The organism is Bacteroides sp. RCH18, assembly GCF_058231005.1.
Genome location: NZ_JBIPTC010000002.1, coordinates 204,287 through 226,944, shown reverse-complemented (window position 1 = coordinate 226,944; position 22,658 = coordinate 204,287). Strand labels below are relative to the sequence as shown.

Annotated in this window: 11 protein-coding genes; 2 read left to right on the top strand and 9 right to left on the bottom strand. The window is 41.1% G+C overall.

The window, feature by feature from the left end; genetic code table 11:
• Positions 1 to 6: 6 nt before the first annotated feature.
• The 6 genes from ACHLI0_RS16120 to ACHLI0_RS16095 form a co-directional block, all read right to left on the bottom strand.
• Complete coding sequence (locus tag ACHLI0_RS16120; protein ID WP_490749672.1) at positions 7 to 2,019, bottom strand: RagB/SusD family nutrient uptake outer membrane protein; 2,013 nt, start codon at positions 2,017 to 2,019, stop codon at positions 7 to 9.
• 12 nt (positions 2,020 to 2,031) lie between these two features.
• Positions 2,032 to 5,118 carry a SusC/RagA family TonB-linked outer membrane protein gene (locus ACHLI0_RS16115; RefSeq protein WP_490749671.1) on the bottom strand — a complete coding sequence of 1,029 codons (3,087 nt, stop codon included), beginning with the start codon at positions 5,116 to 5,118 and terminating at the stop codon, positions 2,032 to 2,034.
• A 20-nt stretch (positions 5,119 to 5,138) separates the two neighbouring features.
• Positions 5,139 to 6,428 carry an IPT/TIG domain-containing protein gene (locus tag ACHLI0_RS16110; RefSeq protein WP_490749670.1) on the bottom strand — a complete coding sequence of 430 codons (1,290 nt, stop codon included), beginning with the start codon at positions 6,426 to 6,428 and terminating at the stop codon, positions 5,139 to 5,141.
• A gap of 640 nt (positions 6,429 to 7,068) precedes the next feature.
• On the bottom strand, positions 7,069 to 11,214 hold the full coding sequence (locus ACHLI0_RS16105) for a hybrid sensor histidine kinase/response regulator transcription factor (protein ID WP_490749669.1): 4,146 nt from the start codon (positions 11,212 to 11,214) through the stop codon (positions 7,069 to 7,071).
• A 233-nt stretch (positions 11,215 to 11,447) separates the two neighbouring features.
• Positions 11,448 to 13,469 (bottom strand): exo-beta-galactosidase/exo-beta-(1,6)-glucuronidase, encoded by a 2,022-nt coding sequence (locus ACHLI0_RS16100; RefSeq protein ID WP_490749668.1) that lies wholly within the window; start codon positions 13,467 to 13,469, stop codon positions 11,448 to 11,450.
• Positions 13,466 to 15,226 carry a BNR repeat-containing protein gene (locus ACHLI0_RS16095; RefSeq protein WP_490749667.1) on the bottom strand — a complete coding sequence of 587 codons (1,761 nt, stop codon included), beginning with the start codon at positions 15,224 to 15,226 and terminating at the stop codon, positions 13,466 to 13,468. The genes ACHLI0_RS16100 and ACHLI0_RS16095 overlap by 4 nt, the downstream gene beginning before the upstream one ends.
• Before the next feature lie 211 nt (positions 15,227 to 15,437).
• Between ACHLI0_RS16095 and ACHLI0_RS16090 the strand changes: the two genes are divergently transcribed.
• Both ACHLI0_RS16090 and ACHLI0_RS16085 read left to right on the top strand, forming a co-directional pair.
• On the top strand, positions 15,438 to 16,439 hold the full coding sequence (locus ACHLI0_RS16090) for a family 43 glycosylhydrolase (RefSeq protein ID WP_490749666.1): 1,002 nt from the start codon (positions 15,438 to 15,440) through the stop codon (positions 16,437 to 16,439).
• Positions 16,440 to 16,475: 36 nt separating this feature from the next.
• Positions 16,476 to 18,482: a glycoside hydrolase family 127 protein gene (locus ACHLI0_RS16085; RefSeq protein WP_490749665.1), complete on the top strand. Its 2,007-nt coding sequence runs from the start codon at positions 16,476 to 16,478 to the stop codon at positions 18,480 to 18,482.
• 128 nt (positions 18,483 to 18,610) lie between these two features.
• Here ACHLI0_RS16085 and ACHLI0_RS16080 read toward each other — a convergent pair whose 3' ends face one another.
• From ACHLI0_RS16080 to ACHLI0_RS16070, 3 genes are all read right to left on the bottom strand, one after another.
• On the bottom strand, positions 18,611 to 19,462 hold the full coding sequence (locus tag ACHLI0_RS16080) for a TonB family protein (protein ID WP_490749664.1): 852 nt from the start codon (positions 19,460 to 19,462) through the stop codon (positions 18,611 to 18,613).
• 115 nt (positions 19,463 to 19,577) lie between these two features.
• Positions 19,578 to 20,537 (bottom strand): BT_3044 domain-containing protein, encoded by a 960-nt coding sequence (locus ACHLI0_RS16075; protein WP_008767029.1) that lies wholly within the window; start codon positions 20,535 to 20,537, stop codon positions 19,578 to 19,580.
• 31 nt (positions 20,538 to 20,568) lie between these two features.
• A complete protein-coding gene (locus ACHLI0_RS16070; RefSeq protein WP_490749663.1) occupies positions 20,569 to 22,644 on the bottom strand; it encodes a RagB/SusD family nutrient uptake outer membrane protein in 2,076 nt (691 codons plus the stop codon).
• Positions 22,645 to 22,658: the final 14 nt, after the last annotated feature.

The following is a 22,658-nucleotide window of genomic DNA, read 5'->3' as shown; positions in this document are numbered from 1 at the left end:
AAAGTTTTAGTTCCATTCGGGATTTTGCACCAGATTCTTATTCTTATCTAATACTGATTTTGGTATCGGATAGAAATAGTTCTTATAAGAGAATGTACGGCGAGTCAACTTATCATTCAATTGTGTTACCGTATAAAAAGACTTTCGATCGTTACTTCTAGCTTTTACATTCATGCCTGTAATCGGACGATTATATGCTGTCATAGCATCATTTCCCCAACGACGAAGATCGTGATAGCGATGTCCTTCGCAAGCAAACTCCACCCGACGCTCACGTTTAATCAAGTCTCTGACTTCATCACGATCTCTTGCATCTGCTTCAGTGATACCCGGTAGTCCGGCGCGATGACGAACCAAATTGAAGTACTTCACAATTTCCGAAGTACTGCGCTCTACTGTTACTTGATCCCCATTGACTATTTCCATCGTGTAAGGAGCTTCCATTTCGTTGATAGCCTCAACATAATTCAACAAAACTTCCGCATAACGAAAAATAGGAAAATATTTAGCACGAACTGCACCTGTCGCTTTCATATTATCTTCAGGATGATTATATTTGATACATGTATACCCCGAACGGTTATAATCTTCAGGATGATCCGGACTGGCAGCAGCATATCCATCAGAATAGTAAGTCACCTCTTTATTACGGAAATTATTATCTGTAGAAGATGTTCCTGCCCAAAAAGAATGGCAGTAACCCACAGTTGCATAAAAACGAGGTTCACGATTATTATACATACGAGCAGTCTTTGCCAATAGTGTATAACCGGAGAATGTCTGATTGCTTCCACCTATTTCCAGATAATTGTGGTCATTATCTGGATAAGGATAATCAATACTGGAATGATTGATATCCTGTCCGTCTACCATATTGAATGCGTCCACCAAATCTTGGACTAGATTCAAGCCATTACCCCCCCCCAACAAATAAGGTGATGAAATCCATAAAGGAGAATCGCCTGTTGTTCTCGGAGCACAAGCATAAATAAACTCAGGGTTAATCATAACAGGAAGTTCACCATTAAACGGATAAGTCAACGAACGATAATGGTCAATTCCTGCCGCCCCCTCAGGATAAGGTTCATAATAATCCGGATCAGAGGTCACACCCTCAGGTAAGTTACGGCTATCTGGTTCCTTAGGTGTCCAATACAAGCTATATTTATTTGAATTAATGATATACTTAGCATAGGCAGCTGCCACTCCCCATTTTGTAACATCTTTCTCTTGTGATATAAAATGAGCGCCATCACTTTTCCGTGTCCAGTCAGAATAGAATCCATTACCATTATACCACGGACTAGCAGCATACAACGTAACCCGAGACAATGTAGCAATAGCTGCCCAACGGGTAGGCATAGTTGCAGTTATTGAACTTTCAGACTCTAAAGGGAGATATTGAGCAGCAAGTAGCATATATTTTTTTATTTCATCAATACATTCATCGTATGTGCCACGTTCCAAAGACATTTCCTCTACTGGTGTTTCTACATTAAAGGGAATCTCGGGCACAATGGGAACGGGTCCGTACTGTAACAACAATTGATAATAATAGTAACCTACCAGGAAATAACAGCGTCCCATTAATTCACGACGTTCGATATCCGTTACATCAGGAACTTCATGCATTCTTTGCAGAGATGTCAATGCCATGCGGATCCCTTGATAATACCTTGGATAGTTATTATAATAAGTGGAATAAGGGGTAATCTCATCAAGTAAAAATTTGATTGCTGCATGACGGTCATCATTCCAAGAAGTGAAATTCTCATCAGATGCTCCTTGGAAAGGAGTAGGTGATTCTGTCCACAGATTGCCCTCATTGGGAAGATATTGCGCCGCTCCATTAATATATTGTTCCAGCAAACTTTTGCGGGAAAACACGGAGTCCAGTGAAGTCATTTGGTCAATATAGTCATCAACATCCAAATAATCCCCACACGACTGGAAGCCGATAGTTAACGTACTGGCACATACCAGTAACCATATTCTAATGAGTTTATTTATCTTTTTCATACTATTATCTTTTTAAAAAGTTAGATTTAACTGTAACGTATACATACGTTGCAATGGATATGCTGCTCCATTACTGGAAGCTTGTGTTGGGTCAAACAGCTTCACTTTATCCCAGACATGAAGATTCTCGCCTATAAAACTGATAGTAGCACCTTCTACTCCAACACGAGTTTTCAGCCAGTTATTAGTAAATCGATAAGAAATATCCACGTTTTTCAAACGAAGATAACGTCCGTCCGCCAACCAAAAAGTAGATGCCCGATTATTATTTTTATTTTCTCCATAAGTCAGTCTGGGAAATTTTGCATTGGGATTCTCCGTTGACGGATCGCCTGAATAAGAAGCCGGTGTCCAACGATTTTTCTGATTAACAGTCATTGCCAATAAATTTCCCCTTGACTCATTTGCAAATGGATAATAGCCTATACCACCTTGAAAATATTGAACCTTACTAACCCCTTCAAATAATATACTAACGCGGAATGCCTTATAATTCCAGTCTAAAGCAAAGCCATACTGAATACGTGGAACATTCGAATAACTCAAAGGAACTCTATCATCATCATCGATTTTACCATCGCCATTGATATCTTTATATTTGATATCACCGGGCATCACATTGTCCATGAAGGTCTGTTTGGGGCTACTCTTTATATCATCTTCATCAGCAAACAACCCCAAAGCGATCAATCCTCTCTGCACCCCATATGGAACCCCAGCGTATGCCTGATATGGATAATTCACACCACTTTGCTCCCAATAAAGTACCTTGTTTTTGGCATGTGTAAAGTTACCACGCGCTGTAAGAGACATATCTTTATTAAATGTATGCGTATAAGCCAATGTACCATCTATACCCCAAGACTTCATCGCACCGATGTTAACATAAGGCAGTACATTACTCAATCCACTTTCGTCAGGAATATTAGCACGTCTTTGAAATATATTATCTGTTTTTGTACGGAAGAAATCGACTGTTAAGTCAATTTTGTCATTAAAGAAACGGGCATCAATACCAAAGTTAGTTTTTGTGCTGGTTTCCCATTGTAAATACAATGAGCCAATCTGACTTTCTGCAAGTCCACTCCCCCAAGTACTGGAAGTAGATCCCACCGTTGTCAAATAAGGGAAGCGAATATCGTTGCCATTACCGTCTTTCAAACGGTCATTACCGACTTTTCCCCATGAAGCGCGAAACTTTAAAAAATTATTAAATGGCAACAAATCCTGATACCACTTATACTGTGTAGGTACCCAACCACCAGAAACTGAAGGGAACCAACCGTAACGACGTTCTTTATTGAAATTTTCCGAACCGGTATATCCCAAATTTCCTTCTACAAAATAAGTATCCTTATATGAATAGGTTAAACGAGAAGAAACGGCCTGATAACGTTTTGGTATACTCACTAATACACCATTTCCCCAATCAACATCTTTTAGTTCCTGCCGATAGAAATGTACCAAACCACTAACACGATGATCTACATTAAACACTCGACTATAGTCAGCAGCTGCTTCGAAATACAACTCTCTATTTGATTTGGAGAACTGTGATGCTGTCATATCTTCCTTATCTACAGTACGTTTTGTCTTTAAGCTTCCATCTAAATTTCGTCCGTCCTTAGGGTCTGCATAATATTGTTCTGGGTTCATGTGCCTATCAACAACATGTTGACCGTTTATTTTAAAAGAAAACAATCCACGAACTGATAATCCTTTTGTTATTAGGCTCAAATCTTGATTCAATCCCACATTCACTTTGGACGAATACGTCTCTGTTGTAGTATAACCTAAATAGTTCAAACGTACATACGGTGATTTATCTGTGGCAGTGCTTCCATACGCTGGCAACTGCCCGTTAGAGTAACGTACAGGAACAACTACCGGAGGAAGATTCGCTTGTGACTCCCATAACACTTTGGTACTTGAAGCTGTTCCCGGAGCATTTTGCGTCTTAACAACCGCTTCCAAATTCATGCTCAATACAGTTGTCTTCGTCAAATTAGCATCAATATTAGCACGGAAATTATATTTGTGATAATTCACATTGACATCATGCTTGGATGCCGATTTATCTTGTTTAAAAATAGCTTCCTGATTCAAAATTCCCAAACTCATATAATAACGAGCATTTTGTCCACCGCCAGAGATACTCAGATGATGCTGGTTATTAATTACATGATCTTTCAAAATAACATCGCGCCAATCTACATTCGGATACAAATCCGGATCAAGGCCGGTTCTAAACAATTCAAGTTCGGTATCTGTATAAATCGGATCATCACCACGAACTACACGGGCTTCATTTGCTAATCTTGCATAATCGTATCCATCAGCATACTCCGGCATACGAGGTGAATATGAATAGGTAGCATTCGTTTTGAAATTAACATGCAATTTACCTGCTTTTCCACGTTTAGTAGTGACCACTACCACACCATTTGCCCCTCGAGTTCCATAAACAGCTGTGGCTGAAGCATCCTTCAAAATACTAAAACTTTCAATATCAGCAGGATCAAGATCATTAATATTTCCTTCAATCCCGTCTATCAATACTAATGCACTCTGACTAGCTCCAAACGTGCTGATACCACGAATCCAAAACTCTGAAAAGCTATTACCCGGTTCGCCACTTCGTGTCACAGCAATGATACCTGGAACACGACCTCCCAACATGTTACTAACCGAAACAGCAGGAGATTGAATTCCTGCAGGATCTACATTTGTGATAGCCCCTACTACCGAAATTTTACGTTGAGCGGTACGCCCGGTAATCACAACCTCATCAAACTCATTAACCTGTTCTTTGAGAGTGATTCGTTCTTTTAGTTTTGTTGATACATACCTAACTTCCTGCGGCATATATCCTATATACGAAAATACAAGTTTACTTCCCGCAGGGATACCTGTCAGTTTAAACCGACCATCAATATCTGTAACGACTCCCATGCCTTGACTACCTTTCACCTGAACAGACACGCCAATAAGTTCCGTTCCCTGTTCGTCAAAAACGAGGCCTGCCACATCTATCTTATCCTGTGCAAACATCCCGATTGACATAAATATCCCAAATAGTAATAAAATACTTCGTTTCATAAATATGTTTTTCTTAGTTATTATTCTACTGCATATTTTCTAACTGCTTGTCCCCAGCCTTCGGCTATCCAGAAGCCGCCTTCGCCATCGTAACAAATATCATAAGGATAGTTGAATGTAGCTTCCAAGGGAGTACCATCTATCTGACTAGCCACATCGACCATTCCAGCCACTGTGGAAACATAACCATCTTCAACGCTAATTTTTCTTAAAACATATGCTTTAAAACCTTCTACTATGAAGAAATTTCCGTCTTCATCTATTGCCATTCCGTTAGGCTGCGCAAAATAAGCTTCTTCTCTGTAACCATCTTGTACCCGCGCTTGTGTAGATGATCCTGCAAAGACTTCACACGTTCCGTCTTTCTCTAGTCTATAAACTGAATAAGTCAACTGATTCGACATAAAGAAACAGTCATAAAGAGGATGATAAACAAGGTAAACGCCATTGCTATGCAGGCTTCCCGAAATGTCTAATGTAGCGATATCTTCAATTTCCTGAGTTGTTACATTGAAACGAGCAAATTTTTTGTTAGCATCCACAAAATAAAGCCACTCTTCGGATGTATCCAGAGCAACACTAAGTACTCTGCCAGCATATTGCGTTCCAAGTTGTCCGATGCGGGTAGGAGCCCAGCCCGTTCCTTTGGTATACATATATATAGTGTGCCCACCTTCCCATCCGGCAGCATAGACCTTTTGCCGGTCCTTAGTTACAGCAGGCTTACCTGCTTTAAATCCCGGATGAATAGTAGTCACCTTATTGTCATCTACAGATACTAAACGAACACGCGGATTATCCCGTTGAAAAACAAGCACTGTATTATTCCCTACAGCACCAATTCCCCAAGTATACTCGAATGAGGCCTCTGCTAATGTTCCGTCCTCAGATTTTCGCACATTCTGTGACCCGGCAATAGTAGAAACATTCTGTGCCTGCTCATACTCAAAAGTAGCATCAGTTGTCACCTCTTTATCTTCCACTACCACTTTTATGTGATTACCACCCGGAAGCTGCCGAGGTGCAAGACAATAAATTGTCTCATCGTCCACATTAATGACTGTAGATTGACGTTCGGCAGTTCCATCCACAAAATAAACCTTTACCTTCGACTTGTCTGTACCAAAGTTAGAACCTTTAACGATAACCTTTTCCCGTAGCTTTCCACCTACCGGCATAAAGCTCTCCACTGTAACGGGCTGATTTGGATTATAAGTCGCCCCAGTGCTTTTGTTGTCATCGCTATCTTTACAACTTCCTATTAAAAAGAGAAGTGCTAGCACTAAAGAATAGAAAATGCAATTTCTCATAGCAAAAATATTTAAGATATTAGTAAATAAAAAATTAACCGTTCATTAATTGATTTATGATTTCAACGACCAATTAATAAGTGCAAATGTAAGTTAAGTCACTCCAGATGAGGTCCAATATGAGTTATCTGAGGTCGAATTATAGATATTCTTCCTTTTTAAACTATAATTCGACCAAGGAATAAGGATAATCTGATCTGTAAAATAAAACCACATATAATATAACATCAATAAAACAATAATTTGTTATATGGTAAACCATTAATGAAATCAGTTCATTCCTTGCAGGTTATCGCTCACATTCTTAAGTCCTTAGCTACGAACAATTAAGTTTTTTGTTAGTCATATTAGTTCGTGCCACTATAGTGGTACGCAAGATGCACTATAGTTCCCTTTACGCACCACTATAGTAGAACGAAAAGATAACTATAGTGGAACGAATTAGCTAATGGGGCAAAAAATATTAATACTACAAAGAAAACTGATTAAATATCCGAAGAGTATAGCTTATTGCCATACTAAACTTAACTATAGCTCACTCTGCTATCCTCAGAATATGGTTTGTTACACCCTACAATGCACTATTTTACAAATATGCATATCAAAATAATATTGGCAAATAGGTTACCCCTATCTATGCCTATACATTTTGAATAAACCGCTCAATATATTCAGACGGTAACATATCAAATTCTTTTTTGAAACAAGAACTAAAGTATTTAGGATCATTGAAACCAACTGCATAAGCAAGTTCAGAAACACGAACATTAGTGCCTTTTTCCTCCATTATCCTACAAGCTGCTTTCAAACGAACATTTCGAATAAAAGAAGAAGTATTCAAACCTGCCAAAGATTTCAATTTCTTATATAACGTAGATTTACTTGTACGCATCTCATCTGCAAATTGTGCCTGGTCAAAATTAGGATCTTCCAAGTGATTATTTACACAATGGATAGCACGTTGAATGAAGTCTTCATCCAAACTTGTGTAATTCAGGTCTTTCACCTCAAAAACTATTTGATTTTTAAAGTCACGCGCCATTCGTTCCTTATATTTCAGCAGATTACGAATACGTGCATGAAGAACTGTCAGATTAAAGGGCTTGCTAATGAACGCATCCGCACCAATTTCATAAGCTTCCGCCCTGTCCTCTTCCTTGTTTTTGGCAGTCAGCAGAATCATCGGTATATGACTCATCTCCAGATGCCCTTTCACATACTTGCAGAACTCAATACCATCCATCTCAGGCATCATTACGTCAGACACAATCAAATCAACATCCTCTTTTTCTAATACTGCAATGCCTTCTTTCCCATTCTGGGCCGTAAAGACATTGTATTCACGACTCAATAACTTTGTCATCAGGTGTAGTAATTCCCCATTATCTTCCACTAATAATATAGTGTTAGCCTTTATAGTCACTTCCTGAGTTTCTACATCGGCATCCTCCTGTGTATCCTCGTAATTTACAGGATTTTGCATTAAAGAGATAGCCTCATCATCAATTTGCTCTTCATCATAATAAGAACGCTCAATAGGAATCCGTACAATAAATTCGGTACCATGATCCACTTCGCTTTCGACCGAGATGGTTCCTCCATGTAACTCTACCAAATCTTTAGTCAGCGAAAGTCCAATTCCTGTGCCAATAGTATTGAACTTACGATAGTCACCTTCATAAAATCGTTTAAAAAGATTTTTCTGTTTCTCTTTTGAAATGCCTTTCCCGTTATCTTTAATCTTCAACAGGACAAAATCCTTATCTGTCTCATCATAAGATAAGGAGACTTGAATAAATCCATCCTCTTTATTGTATTTAGCTGCATTAGATAACAAATTATACAGTATCTTATCCAACTTATCCATGTCAAAGTAGCCTATCATTGATTCAGGATCACAAAGAAATGAAAAGTGTATCTTACGTTTCTTTACTAAAGGCTGGAAACTCTCAGCCGCATTCTTCACAAAGGCAGCAATATCTCCCGGCGAAACCCGTAACTTCAGATTACCTGTTTCCGCTTTTCGAAATTCAAGAATCTGTTGCAGTAAACGTATTAATCGCTGTATATTGCTATTCATTACAGTATACAAATCATTATGGCTGGGCGCCTGTGTCTTCAGCTCATCAACTGTAGCCGAAATAATGGTCAACGGAGTTAATAGTTCATGTGTGATATTAGTAAAAAACTGCAATTTCGCATGATTCAGTTCTTCTGCTTTTGCTTTTTCTATTTCACGCAGACGCAAGGCATTCCGAAGCAATATACGATTCTTTGCTGTACGGTAAATCGAAACTCCTATAACTGATACTATTATCACATAGAGCAGATATGCCCACCAGGTAGCCCAGAACGGAGGAAGGACTACCACTGTCAATTCACGTACATAGCCACTCCATTCTCCGTTCTCATTGGTTGCTTTCAACTGAAAAGTATATGTCCCGCTCGGCAGATTGTTATAATAAGCAAAGCGGCGGTCTGCATCTGTATACTGCCAATCCCTGTCAAAGTTCTGTAGCCGGTAAGCATATCTGTTTAGTTCGGGATTCTTATAGGTAAGGGCGGCAAATTCAATACTAAAATTATTGTATTTATGAGGAAGTTCAACCTTACTGGTATAGGTAGGCATTACCGGTGAAATCTTCTGTTGCAGTTCGACCGGCAATTTACTGAAAGAATGATTGAATATTTTAATATCTGTTATCAGGAAATTGGTTTCCTGAGAAGGTATTTCCATTTTATCAGGAAAAAAACTGTTGTAGCCCTTATGTCCTCCAAAAAACAATTCTCCATTTCGACTACACGATGAATTGACTATAAAATTATCCTGCAACCCATCGGCAGAAGTATAGATACGGGTCGAGAAATCATTCCCAACAGCAGCTACATAAAGTTTCACTAGTCCGGAAATCGTTCCCAGCCATAAATTACCACTTTTATCTTCTTCTATGCTAACGATAACGTCTCCCGGAATACTATATGCACGCGTCTTTTCCTCAAATTCTCCTTTGTTACGATTATAAAGGTATAATCCTCCTCCCTCAGTCCCTGCCCACAATCGACCAAAACGATCAAGATGTATACACAAGACTGTATTCGTGATTAGTTTACGATTATGAAAACTATAATTCTCATATTTCAATGTGGAAGGTTGACGGACATCCCCTGTTATATGAATCACACCCAAATTAGAAGTTGCCAGCCAGACACTGTTATCCATATCCTTTATGATATCTCTTACATATATCCAGCCTGCCGACAAACTATCATTAAAGTTCATCGTTTCAAAGCGATAGTCTGTACCGTCAGCCAATCTGACCCCTATTCCTCCTCGCGTGCCAACCCAGCAATTCCCTTCATAATCTTCATATAAAGCCGACACACAATCAGAAGTAAGGAAACCGCTATTCTTTGTAGTCAAGTGTTTTACCTTTTCACCTTTCCGATATACGTAGATTCCTCCATTATACATACCAAACCAGATTTCACCACTCTTCTTACGCTGGGTAACTGCGAAAAGGGATGGCAAATCTTTTAACCCCGAAAATTCCGGTATGTGCGAATACATCTTTAGCTTTCCTGTTTCATACTCTCTACAGGCCAGTCCATAAGTTCCTACTCCAATCCATAGGTTTTGATCTGAATCAGCAAATAAGGTACGAACGGAAGTTACCGGAATATCTTCATCTCCAAAGTTAAGTGTATATAAAGCAAATGTAGATTGACGTGTATCAGCCATCAGAACTCCTCCCCCAATAGCCCCTATCCACATATTCCTCTGAGCATCACGCATAATCGAGTTAACCTCGTCAGAAGGAATACGATAATCTGTTTTTCCCGATTTATAATTAATAAATGCGTCCGGTTCATCAAGTTTTAAGATACTCAACCCACTACGTGTACCAACCCACAGGGTGTGAGTATTGATATCTTCTGCTATATCATATACTATATTATCAGACAAACTGGAATCATCACCGTTCTCATGCAGAAAACGCTGATAAGACACACGTTGCATATCTTTAGGATTCTGCAATTTAAAAAGACCATATCCCCAACTCCCTACCCAAATATCTTTATTACTATCTTCATAAATTACATGAGAAGAATATTGGTCATTGATTTTCGGATATATTTCCACTTTATCTGTGGATGGAGAATAGCGAAATAAGCCTTGTGCCCAGGTTCCAATCCAGAGATCGCCATCTGAATCTTCTAATAATGATTTTATGGTAACATACCGCAGTCTACTATCTCCAAAGTCATCTCCACAAACTACAAAAGTATCTTTCTCTGCAACATAACGACATAAACCGTTATCCGTCCCCACCCAAACAGTATTATCGCGAGTCACACACAGAGCAGACACTACATTGTTAGAAAGATATGGTGCCTTATACTTTTTTATTTCTCCGGTTCTTTTATCCATCACGTTCAGTCCTTCCGATGTACCAATCCAAAGATTATTATTATTATCATCAACCAAACAAGTGATGCTATTGGTAGTCAATAAATCCGGAGAGTAAAGATTGGATTTATAAAGAGTGGTCTCATAGCCATTATACTGGCAAAGTCCATTACGAGTAGCGAACCAGATAAATCCATCTTTATCTTGATACACTTTTTGTACTTCATTTGTCGGCAAGGAATATGGTGCAGAAAGTTGCTTAAATTTGAGGTTGTAGATGACATCCTCTGTCGCCAATAGTAAAGCAGACTTCAAAAGCAAAAACAGAATCAAAAAACTCAGCTTATAATAAAGGATAATGATTCGCGCGTTTTTCATATGGTCATATTTTGTTCGTTAAATACAATATAATAATTGACAACTACATATACGATCAAAATTATGAATAAAAAATTTAATAAACAACGATTAGACAGTTCCAGCTATACAGATATACTGATAAGTAGAACTTTTTGAAGGAAAATTCACCATATAGGCATTTAAGGCTCACCATTATACATAAAAAATACAGTGGGAAAATATTCCCACTGCACACTTCTCATATTTCTAAATTACTCAAATAGAACCGTTTTTATCTCTTTCGTATCCAGACGCACTGTCACTTGTTTCTTATCTTCCGAAATATCTATCGCCCGGACCGGATTCAACTCTTTCTTTGTAAAGCCGTTCTTACCTTCATTCTTCTTCCAAAGTTGAAGCGTCACATAAATCTTGCTGCCAGCCAATTTATCAGAAGCCATAATCAAAGCACACTCATCGCTGACAGGGTGCAGCCCTTTCGGATACGATGTATATAGTTTATCCCATCCAGCCAATGGTATCATAGCCAGTTCATACTCTCCGTTATCAATAACCGGAATATCCAGCTTGCCGACCCTCCGGGATGTTTCTTTAAATACACCATTCAAACGAGGCAGTGAATAATGTCCCAAACAGATTTCCGTCGGTTCGGAGACCGAAACTTTATCCACTCTCAATATTCCATTCGGCAGCGGAATATCGGCCAGTTGATATCTTACTGTACTGTCTGTTTCAAGTACGGCATCACGGCGATAGATACCGTCTTTAAAACTCTGGAACGTATAAAGCCGTAATACTTCCCACTCGCCTTTCTGATTCTTTGTTCCGTAATTCATGGATATTTCTCCGTTCTTACCATCCGCCATCCACGGGAATTCCGTGTTGTAAGCCAATTTGTTATAATTCTCCGTACTACGAAACTTCTGCCAGTCCTTTGCAACAGTTTCATGGCACCATGAGCGCATCTCAGCGCCTCCGCTATTCGGGTAATTCGTAATCAACAGGTTGGTTCCCGGCTGAAAATTATTATAGACATTCTCTTTTTTCAGTTCTTTATCCCAAGGACCATTATTTTCGGTGGCAGACCAGAAGTCTGAATTTTCCGGCAACAGCAAACTCAAAAAAGCTTTTCCGCACCAGTATACACTACCCCGACAACTATAAATCTGCACAGCAGGAGCAAACGGACCATAAAATCCCATCGTTGGAACCCCTTCTTCCAGAAATTTCGGATTTTCCAGAAATTGCAACAAAGTAGAAGATGCAATCCTCCTTATCCAGCCATAATTTACATCGCCACTTTTATCATATTCCCACAGAGACAATGGGGCAGTCGCTGCGAAACGATAGCAGATGCTTCGTCCCCACATATTCATTTTACCGTCCCGGCTAAACATGTATGGATAGTTAGCTACCATATCATGCTGGTTTGCCAGGAACTGCTGTGCCAAATGAGGAAATTGCTTCTTTCCAAACATTTCCGCCCAAATGGGGCCGTATGTCTGATAAGCCCACGCACTGTAATAATCATAAGCCGGAGCATCATTGTACCAGCCTTCCCCCCGATAACGTGCCAGCAGTTTCTTTAAATTCGACTCCAGATAGCTCTCATTCACTGCATAGCCCTGATCTTTCAGAAAACTTAAAATAAAGACATTAAAGAACATCCAGTTAGAGCCGATGGTCGGTCCTTCTCCGTAGCTCAGCATGGTTGCAGCAAGCGAATCCTTTTGCGCTTTTGTCAGCGGGTCCCACAAAACGGCCTGAGCCGCTTTCATTGAAATGGCCAAAGAACCTAACTCCAGTAACGTCTGGCTAGGTCCTCCTTTACGATGAGAAATAAAACTCGGACTTTTCGGATTAGAGATACCGACTAATTGGTGCCGATAGTAATCTGCTACTCTTATTCCATTCATTACCAGTTCCGGATTATCTTTCAACAGGGGTGCTGCAATAAATAAGGTTCGTGCCAGCCCCTCCAGCTTAGCAACCGGAACTTGTCCGTCATTATTGGGATATGTTTTGTCCAGTTGCTTCGGAAAGTACATCTGATCATCCAACGTATGGATATAACCGAATGCTCCTTTCAGCAGATACTCTCCCGCCTGTATCCAGTGTTGACGTGTCATTCCCGTATAAGGACTCTTTTGAAAATCAGGCTGCTGTACAGTAAACACACTCTCCTGAGCAATAGCGCCTGACAGTTCTGCCAACGGGAGAACAAATAATAAAAGAACTCCTATCACACAATCTCTTAAAACTTTTCTTCTCATTGTATTTCTATTTTTTGATCCAGCAATCCGTTAATATACACACATAATACTCCCTTCTTATACTCCAGCTTCAACTTGAAACTCCCATACTTTTGTGGAGTGTACCACTCACCGCCTGTATTGCGCGAAACTGTTTTCCAGCAATCAGATGTTCCAAGTATATTTGTGCTAGGATATACCTTTCCGCTATATCTAACTTCCGGTTTCATGGTTTGTCCATTCAGATAATACTGAAGATCACCCAATTGTAAAAGGCAGCCTTGATAATTGTCCGCATCCAGAGTGACCGTTTGTTCCAATACAAAAGCCTTCTTCGGGTTGAACTTGAAATCCTTCTCCGTTACAACATTCTTTTCCTTCTTCGCCCCCGGGAAACCTTTAAAATCACAGGCAATCCCTGTACAATAGCCTTGCGGATACCGTGAACTGACAATCCAATCGTAATAATTGCCATACATCCATGTGAGCCGCAAAGGCGTATTTTTTGAATCAGGTATTATATAAGGACGGACATTATTCTGCTGCGAGTCTTGCGTAACCGCTTCTGTAGAGACCACCTCCCCGGCCTCGTTCAAGATAAATTTCACGATCTCGTAAACCTTCCCCTGCTTTCCTTCCACAGGCAACGAGCAATAAACATGATTCGTATTCGACGGATCTATAGTCATACCGGCACTGTAACATTTCTCCGAGTTTGGTGTCTGGTGAAAATGACCGCCGGCGTTGGCAAGGAATGTCTTTTTCCATTCGTGTCCGTTCCACTTCGCATAATAGTAATCATGGGAATTCTTATCACTGCTGATTCGTACCATTGCAATGACCGGATTATCATTCTCATCCGAAGCAACCTGCCATACCCAATCACGTGCGGATGGATTATCTACCAGAGTAAATGGATACTGGCGCGCATAGTCACCCGTCTTATTTACTTTAAAAGTACCGTCAGCAATAGTCGAAAGAGTATTCCCCTTAACATCCTTCAACTGCAAAGAGTGAACATCTATATAATTAAAGTACAAAAAATTAGGATTCTCATTATCCGGATGACCGGTCGTATAAGCAAAATAAATTTTATCTTTCCCATTCGACATATACTTGGCATAAGGACGGGCCCCGGTAGACTGTACTATCTGATACGGTCCCCATTCCACCGCCACCTGATCATTCTGATCGGGCAACGACAGCTTGGCGATAGTAGGGTGCCAGCCAATCCCCCGCCAACAGAGATAGATATGTTCCGGATCATCCGATAAGATAAACGGAGACGGATAGGTGGTATTGTCCTTTGTTTTAATCACCTTTTCCTCTCCCAATGTCGTAATATCTCCGGGAATGCGGGAAATACGATAGTAGAAACAAGGCTCATCCGTGTGACGGGAATAAAAGATCATAATCCGTTCATCCGGCAATACCAGAAACGTCGGATTATTGTGATCATCCGGCTGAAAATAAGAACGAATCAGTACCTCGTCCTGTCTTTTCTTTTTAAAGTCATACTGCATCGCTTTAATATTGCCGTGTATATCAATATAGCCGATATATGTCTTGTTTATTGTACCTTTTTCATTCTCATAATGCAACGCGCGCGGATCAGCAAACCAACACCAGGCTCCTTCGGAAGTTACTTCATACACTTGAGAAGATGCTACATTTTTATCACTGCCGGCATTTACAATGTCAACTTCGTGTCCTTGCACCGACAGCAAATGACAGAACAAATATAAAATCAGAAAAGGTAAAATCAGCTTCGCTCTCATGGTAACCAACTATTTTTTAGATGCAGCGCAAAAATAATGCTTTAGATACAAAAGGACATCCGAATACCGTTCATTAAAGTCCAAATTTAGATCATCTTCCCTATTATGAATGATAATTACCCTCCTTTGACAGATATGTAACCTTTTTATTTAGGTGGATCCCCTATCTTTGTCGTACTTATAATATAATAAAAATCTAACTATAAATATCATGAAGCATTTATTTACCAGAATCTTTCTATTCCACTTATTACTCATCGGAGCAGTACAAGTAACGGCACAGAACAAGAAATCCGGTAACCCTATTCTACCGGGGTTCCATGCCGACCCGGAAGTACTGTATTCTCATCAGACAAAACGCTATTATATTTACCCCACCAGTGACGGATTTCCGGGATGGGGCGGAAGTTATTTTAAGGTCTTTTCATCGAAGAATTTAAAGACATGGAAAGAAGAGACTGTGATTCTGGAGATGGGCAAAAATGTGTCTTGGGCAAACGGAAACGCATGGGCTCCCTGCATCGAAGAAAAGAAGATAGACGGGAAGTATAAATACTTCTTTTATTACAGTGCCAACCCAACGACCAACAAAGGCAAGCAGATAGGAGTTGCCGTAGCCGACTCCCCGACCGGACCTTTCACTGATTTGGGCAAACCTATCATCACTTCTTCTCCCACAGGGCGGGGACAGCAGATTGATGTGGATGTATTCACCGACCCCGTATCCGGCAAAAGTTACCTCTATTGGGGGAACGGCTACATGGCGGGAGCCGAGCTCAACGACGACATGCTGTCCATCAAAGAAGAGACAACGGTAGTATTAACTCCCAAAGGAGGGACTTTGCAGACTTACGCATACCGTGAAGCTCCTTACGTTATTTATAGAAAAGGAGTTTACTACTTCTTCTGGTCTGTAGACGACACCGGCTCACCCAACTACCACGTAGTTTATGGTACCGCCCAATCACCGCTAGGTCCGATTGAAGTAGCCAAAGAACCGATAGTACTCATTCAAAATCCAAAAGACGAGATCTACGGACCTGCCCACAACTCTATCCTGCAATTACCGGGAAAAGACAAATGGTATATCGTATACCACCGTATCAACAAGAACCATCTGAATGACGGACCGGGCTGGCACCGCGAAGTATGTATTGACCGGATGGAATTCAATCCGGACGGAACAATCAAACAGGTAATCCCGACACCATAACACCGCAACAGAGATTCATATTAAAATAATACCAAGGTGAAAAACGTTCTGACTGTGACATTCCTGACCTGCATCTGCATAACAGGCAGCGCGCAAATAAATCATGGGTATCCTATAGACCCTGTCCCCTTTACTTCCGTTAAAGTGACGGACAACTTTTGGGGACAGCGCCTTCAAGCAAGCCGTGAAGTAACCATCCCTCTGGCATTCAGCAAATGTGAAGAGACGGGACGTTACGAAAACTTTGTAAAGGCAGCACATCCCAGCGATACCTACAAAGTAGAGGGCTTCTCTTTCGACGATACCGACGTATACAAAACAATAGAAGGAGCCAGTTACTCTCTGCAAACCTATCCGGACAAGAAACTGCAAAAGTACATTGACAGCGTACTCGTCATCGTTGCCGGAGCACAGGAACCGGACGGTTACCTTTATACAGCCCGCACCATGAACCCGAAGCACCCGCACAACTGGGCAGGAAAAGAGCGTTGGGTAGCGGTAGAGAACCTGAGTCATGAGTTCTACAATCTGGGGCACATGATAGAAGGAGCTGTAGCGCATTATCAGGCTACCGGAAAACGAAACTTCCTCGATATCGCCATTAAATATGCCGACTGTGTCTGCCGCGAAATCGGCAACGGCCCTCAACAGAAGAAATACGTACCGGGGCATCAGATAGCCGAAATGGCTTTAGTCAAACTATACATGGCGACGGGAGACAAAAAGTATCTTGATCAGGCAAAGTCCTTCCTGGATACCCGTGGATATACCAGCCGAAAAGACGCCTATAGTCAGGCACACAAACCTGTGGTAGAACAGGATGAAGCCGTAGGACATGCCGTACGTGCCGTATATATGTATTCCGGCATGGCAGATGTGGCAGCCATCACCGGAGACAGCAGCTACATCAAAGCGATAGACAAGATTTGGGACAACATCGTTTCTAAAAAGATTTATATAACCGGAGGTATCGGTGCACGCCATGCAGGCGAAGCATTCGGCAACAACTACGAGCTGCCTAACCTGTCCGCTTATTGTGAAACCTGCGCCGCTATCGGCAATGTATACATGAACTACCGTCTTTTCCTGCTGCACGGAGACGCCAAATATTTCGATGTCCTGGAACGCACACTATACAACGGTCTGATATCGGGTGTATCACTGGACGGAGGTTCTTTCTTCTACCCCAACCCGCTGTCTTCTAACGGAAAATATAGCCGCAAACCTTGGTTCGGCTGCGCCTGCTGCCCTTCAAACGTCAGCCGTTTCATTCCGTCATTACCGGGATATGTGTATGCCGTGAAGAACGATCAGGTATACGTGAACCTTTATCTTTCCAACAAAGCCGAGCTAAAGGTAGACAAGAAAAAGATTCTGCTGGAACAAGAGACCGGCTATCCCTGGAATGGGGACATCCGCCTGAAAATAACGCAGGGCAATCAGGACTTCACCATGAAACTCCGTATCCCTGGCTGGGTACGTGGCAATGTACTTCCCGGTGACCTGTATTCTTACGCTGACAATCAGAAACCTGCCTACCAAATATCCGTAAACGGACAGACAGTAGAAAGCGATGTCAATGATGGCTACCTCAGCATCGCCCGTAAATGGAAAAAGGGAGATGTGGTAGAAGTACATTTCGACATGATCCCCCGAATAGTAAAGGCAAATCCAAAAGTAGAAGCCGATCACGGACGTGTTGCCGTTGAACGCGGCCCCATCGTTTATTGCGCAGAATGGCCGGACAACAGATTCAACGTCCACAACATACTTCTCAACCAGCATCCGCAATTCAAGGTAACAGACAAGCCGGAGTTACTTTACGGCATCCGTCAGATAACGACCGATGCGCAGGCATTAAGTTATGACAAAGCTGGAAAACTGGTAACTAAAGACGTAGAACTCACATTGATACCCTATTATGCCTGGGCACATCGGGGCGAGGGTGACATGGAAGTATGGCTGCCTATCGATGTAAGCGCCACATCAGCACAGCCACAGGAAGCGGGCAAATGGGAAGAAAACGGATTCTTTAAGAATTAATGATAAGCTGAGTCGAAGATAAGAAAGTACAGAGAACTTTTTAGGCACGGATTTCACAGATGAACACGGCTTTTATTCATTAAGACCGTGTAATCTGTGAAATCCGTGCCTAAAATAATATTATTATATCAATCAGCCATTATCTTCACATCCGGCGAAGGGGCCCGGAACCAATATTCCGTCACTTTTCTTCCCTGTCCCGGAACCGTAAAAGACAACTTAATCAGATTATCATGCAATCGTTCCACACTGATTTCATTCTTTACTCCTTGTATGAAAACCGGATCAACCGATTTTTCCACCATCTCCACGTAAGTGCCATCCGACGGCAAACTGTACTCTCCCTGACAATAGATGATGGCATTTGACCTGCCGTTCATACCGGCTGTCATTATATTCATGAATGTCTGATCAGGCGATACGATCTTTAAAACAGGCAATAACAGAATTTTATATCCATGTTCGCCCGGTTGCACAACGCAACTCTGCCATACTCCTTGCAAAGACCTGTTTTCCACTTCTTGTCCGATAGGTACTACAAGTTCGGGAAAAGTAGGTCTCTGTGCCTCCGATCTGGACAGATTAAACATTATCGGAGCAGTAAAACGTACTTTCACTGCCTCGCCTCTATCCATTCCCGGTTTCCATTTAGGCATTAACTTCACTACACGCAAGGCTTCTTCGTCCAGCAAGGGATCGACTCCTCTTACAACTTTAGCCTGATCCAATGTTCCGTCTTCCATAATGACGAACTGTACGATCACACGACCAGAAACGCCTTTCTTCTGTGCTTCTACAGGATACTTGATATTTGTAGTCAAAAACTTCATCATCGCCTGTATCCCGCCCGGAAACTCCGGCATTTGATCGGGCATCAGATAAACTCCATCACTATCTACCTTCTCTACAGGCTTTTGCTGGGCAAGCAAAGGCAGGCATACCAACAATGCGATAAACAAACCGAATAATTTTGTGTTCATGACTATCTCATTTTAAGGTTAAACAATATCGCAAGATAGTGTATTTTTATTAAAACACAGCAATATTCGTCTGTTTCTTTTCGCATAATGAAAAAATATCCATAGTCGCCAATCACTATTTACTTATGATAGATTCGGCTCTTAAAGTTTCACGCACAACCTTCCAGCCTTCACCATTATCAAAACGATAATATAAGTAGAATTGCTTTTCTTCTGGATTATAATAGTTCCGATATCCATATGAGCCATCATTGGGATCAGAACTTGGAGATAACATTTCAACTTTTAATCCATTCTCAGAATCGAAAGCAGATATCAGCACTTGGTTATCGGCATCTACAGTGATTACCATCGAATTTTTATTGATTGTTTCTTTGGTATCATTCGCATCGTAAATTTGTCCGGCAATGTAAGTGCGTATCTTATTATATGCCAATGGCATGATAATTTTAGAGTCGAACGGCATTACGACATCATCCATAAAGCCGGAAGAGGCATAGTAAGTGGGTGTCTTTTGGGATGCATACTGATTCTTTTTATAAATCCGGAATAATACATTCCTTTTCTCTTCATTGATTTCGTAAGGTGTTGCCTCTTTAATGCGGAACGAAAGAAAGTAAGCAGAGTCAACGGATAGTTTTTCAATGATCGATGTCTTTATTTTCACTTGTAATTTTCCCACTTCATAGCTGGGGTTCACTCCTGCTTTTATTTCAACGATAGAAGATAAAAGTGAATAATCCCCGTCCTTCAGCTCACGGGCATATTTATCTGTTTCATCCATGTAGGTATTATAGTTATATTCCGTCAACAGCTCCGGATCTTTTTCTATGGTCAGATGCACATCCTGATCTATAGGATTAGTGCCGCTTACTGCGAAAGGCTGCACGCCTATGATATCTTCTTCATTATTCAGTTCAAATTCAGCGTGAAATATTTGCTCATTGTCGCTGATTGCATAGATCATCTTCTTGTAGCGTTCATCCTTGAAGAACTCGTCGCCATTGGAGCATGCCACCAAGCTTCCCCCACATAAGATTGTCAGAAAAGCTATATAAATATATTTTGTTTTCATGGTTATTTATATTTTAATACGAAGTAAATTATTAATTCTCCCAGCCCGGGTTTTGGTCGAGATTTTCTACACGACGTACTTCAGCTTTGGGCAAGGGTAATAGGATCAGTCTTTTATCTATCACGCGATTCCGGTTGTTAACCTGATTCACAGGAATCGGATTCTGATAATAAGTATATTTATCTCCTCCCAGACGCATTCCATAAACACCTGTTTTTTCAGTCTCTTCATATATGCCCCATCGACGTACATCAAAGTATCTGCGGTTTTCGCAAGCGAATTCAATCATATATTCTCTCTTGATGATGTTGTCCAAAGTTGTTTCGTCTGATGCGGCTTCTGCATCGGATAATCCAGGCAGACCGACGCGATTTCGTATCGGGTTGAAATATTTTTGTATTTCAGTTGGAATACGTTCGACTGTATAGCTTTGCGGAGCATTATTTCCACCATTGATTGCGGGTAATTCGACGGTATAGCTTTTACTCAGGTGATTTATTGCTTCTACATATCCTAATAATATTTCCGCATATCGGATGATGGGAAAATATTTGGTAGTTCGCATACTTCCGGTTCCTATCCATGCGTCGTCCGCATGAATCCATTTAGTCAGCACATATCCTGTTGCCGGATAATCCAGAGGATTGGTTATGGCGGAATTTTTCCCGGAAAACAGATCGCGTCCTGAAGTTACCATTTGATGATACCATGCCCTATAAGGGCCATATTGTTCTTGGGTATTGGAACGTGCTGCCCAGTAACGTCCGGAGTAACCTATTGTAGCATAAAAACGATTCTCTCGATTCAGATACATACCGTATACTCCCATTGGAATAGTGTAGCCGGAGAACTCCTCTGCACTAGTGGAAAAGTAATCATCGGTCACTGTACCGTTTGCTACATGATATGGATATTCTTTACTTGCATCATTTTTATCTCGTCCATCCACCATATAATAAGCGTCTACCAGTTTTTGAGTAACGCAGAGATTGTTCCACCCCCCCATTGCTTTTTCCGTCGGGAAACTGCATTGTGTCATGTTTGCCATAGCATCCGACTGTCTCCCCCAGATAAATTCTGGATTTTTACTGCCTATCGTTTCTCCGGTGAACATTTCTGAATAGGAACGATAATAGTCGATATTCTGAAAATCGGGGTCAGTGATTGTCACGGAAGCCGGCAATGCTCGGGGAGGCATGCTTGGATCGATGGGAGAAGTATGCAATTTGTATTTGTTCATCTCAATGACACGTTTACATGCTGCAGCTGCTACTGCCCAGCGTGTTTCATCGTAGTTCAGATTCACATAATTGGCTCCGTCCACTGTCCGCTTCCAGTTGCCGAAAGCTGTGCGTGCGGCCTGTCCGCCATTATATAACGGACTTGCTTGTTGCAACCGCAGACGAGCTATCAACGCAAAAGCGGCACCACGTGAAGGACGTCCAAAAAAAGTCGGATTTAAGTCTATAGGCATATATTTGGCAGCAAGTTCCAGTTCATTACAACAGTAATCCACACATTCGTCATAAGTCGAACGAGAGTAATTGTAAGTTTCAGGTAATTCATTATTAGGTAAGATATCGTCACCGAGTATAATGCACGGACCATAAGACTGGATCAGATTGTAATAAGCATAACCACGCATCATGTGGGTGTAGCCAGTGATTTCCTCATCTTGTATTGTATTCATGTGGGCCTCTCCTTTGCGTGCCAGTATGTAGTTACATTTACGGATCACTTTATACATGGACGACCATATATTCATGCTATAGTTACCGATGTTATCGGCATTAATAGTTCCCAGAATGTAGGAGAGTCCACGAAGGCCATGCTCCGGATTCTGACTTGAGAAAGCTTCATCCGTAGCCATCGGACCGGGAGTGACCGGATCGGTAAGGATGCGGCTCTCGTCGGGGAACTGATCTGATGTTCCCCACATATATTGTACCAGGTACTCGTATTTAGTAAAGATACTGTCAAACTTCATTGTATCGTCAAAATAGTCGTCGACTCTTAAAAAATTGCATGAGGTGAATCCTCCGGTCGTAAGTATCCCAAGAAATACGATGAATAGGTTTATTGATCGGTGTGATATATACTTTTTCATAATTTTGTTATTTA